Origin of the sequence: Vibrio sp. 10N.222.46.A1, from assembly GCF_041473595.1 — a bacterium.
Classification (GTDB): domain Bacteria; phylum Pseudomonadota; class Gammaproteobacteria; order Enterobacterales; family Vibrionaceae; genus Vibrio; species Vibrio tasmaniensis_A.
Map to the genome: position 1 here is coordinate 1 of NZ_JBFRSN010001235.1, position 1,993 is coordinate 1,993.

2 protein-coding genes are annotated in these 1,993 nt (G+C 44.5%); both read left to right on the top strand.

Annotation, left to right across the window (positions count from 1 at the left end; genetic code table 11):
* The first annotated feature begins 85 nt into the window (after positions 1–85).
* Complete coding sequence (locus AB4496_RS25520) at positions 86–1,234, top strand: iron-containing alcohol dehydrogenase (RefSeq protein WP_009845513.1); 1,149 nt, start codon at positions 86–88, stop codon at positions 1,232–1,234.
* 235 nt (positions 1,235–1,469) lie between these two features.
* A partial coding sequence (locus tag AB4496_RS25525) for an amino acid ABC transporter ATP-binding protein (protein ID WP_372132639.1) occupies positions 1,470–1,993 on the top strand: 524 nt, incomplete at its 3' end.

Here is a 1,993-nt window from a genome sequence, read left to right on the forward strand (position 1 = left end):
CCCTAGATTACTGTACTAATATGCAAATATAGAAATTGAGCAATCAAATAAAATAACAAATTGAGCTTTACACAAGGAATCTCTAATGCAATTCACTTATGTTAACCCTACAGTTATCCACTTCGGCCAAGGCCAAATCAACGCTATCAACCAAGCGGTTGATACTTCGAAGAAAGTACTAGTCATCTACGGTGGCGGTTCAATCAAAAGCAACGGTGTTTACGACCAAGTTGTCGCTTCTCTAAAGGATCACGCTTGGATTGAGTTCGCTGGTGTTGAAGCTAACCCAACCAAAGAGACGCTAGATAAAGCCGTCGCTCTTGTTAAAGAAGAAAACGTAGAGTTCATTATCGCTGTTGGCGGTGGTTCAGTAATCGACGGTTCTAAGTACGTTGCTGCGGCAGCTAAATACGACGGCGACGGTTGGGATATCCTAGCGGGCAAACACCAAGTTACTGAAGCAACCCCTATTGGTGCTGTACTGACACTCCCTGCGACAGGTTCTGAATCTAACATGGGTGCTGTAATCACTCGTAAAGAGACTCAAGAGAAACTGGCGTTCATGAACCCTGCAGTACAACCTAAGTTCGCGGTTATGGACCCAGACGTAATGAAGTCTCTGCCAGAGCGCCAACTGATCAACGGTCTAGTTGATGCGTGGGTTCACGTATGTGAGCAATACATCACAATGCCAACAGACGCGATGGTTCAAGACGGTTACGCAGAAACACTGCTTAAGAACCTACTTGTACTGGGTAAGCAATACGACGAGCGTGACAACGACGCATGGCGTGCAAACCTAATGTGGACTGCAAACCAAGCGCTTAACGGCCTGATTGGTACTGGCGTTCCTCAAGATTGGGCAACACACATGATTGGCCACGAATTCACAGCACTATGGCACGTAGACCACGCACGTTCTCTTGCGATTGTTCAACCTTCACTACTTCGTAATCAAATCGAAGCGAAGCGTGGCAAGCTAGAGCAAATGGGTCGCAACGTATTTGGCCTAGAAGCGGGTGCTGATTTAGCCGAGCGCACTATTGCTGCAATCGAAGCCTTCTACCACAGCCTAGACGTTGCAACTATGTTCGACGGTTACGAAGCAACGAAAGCGGCAGCAATCGACAACGTTGTTGCTCAACTTGAATCACACGGTTACCTAGAGCTTGGCGAGAACAAAGCAATCACGCCTCAGAAAACACGCGAGATTCTAGAGTCTGCAATTCAATAACAGTCAAAATTAGAGCAAGGAAAACAAGGTTCTAAAGAAAATCACCATAATCTAAAAATTTATTCCGTGAAACTGAACCAAATTCTTTGCCTTTGCGTATATCCTCAAGCAGCGTCCAAATCAGGCGCTGCTTTTTAATTAGCCCTACAAGATGCTATTAAATTCTCATAAGTCCTTAATTTAATGTGCAATCATATTTCTATATTGTTAAGGTAAACCTGTCTCTTTATTAGGTATGAACAACGATTTGAACAATCTCAAGGAAATGGTTAAGTTTAAGTCACTTAACAAGTGGTATGGTGATTTTCATGCCCTAAAGGATATCGATTTAAAGATTGAACAAGGAGAGATACTGGTGATTTGCGGGCCATCAGGTTCGGGTAAATCAACTTTAATCCGTTGTATCAATCAGCTAGAACCTTTCGAAAGTGGCGAGCTTTGCGTGTTAGAACAAGTACTTCCGAGTAAATTCAACACACCTGGCCAAGTCGGAATGGTGTTTCAGCATTTTCATTTATTCCCCCATCTTACCGTGCTTGAAAACCTGACTCTGTCTCCAATACGTACGCTGAAAAAAAGCAAACGAGAAGCCGAGAAGCTTGCAATGCACTATCTCGAGCGCGTACACATCGCTGAACAAGCCAACAAATACCCAGTACAACTTTCTGGCGGTCAGCAACAACGTGTAGCTATCGCCCGTTCGCTGTGCATGAAGCCTGAATTACTGCTTTTTGATGAACCGACTTCAGCGCTTGATCC

Bases quoted from the DNA above. Each gene is read 5' to 3' on its own strand.
- AB4496_RS25520 (WP_009845513.1), top strand. From the start codon at position 86: ATGCAATTCACTTATGTTAACCCTACAGTTATCCACTTCGGCCAAGGC.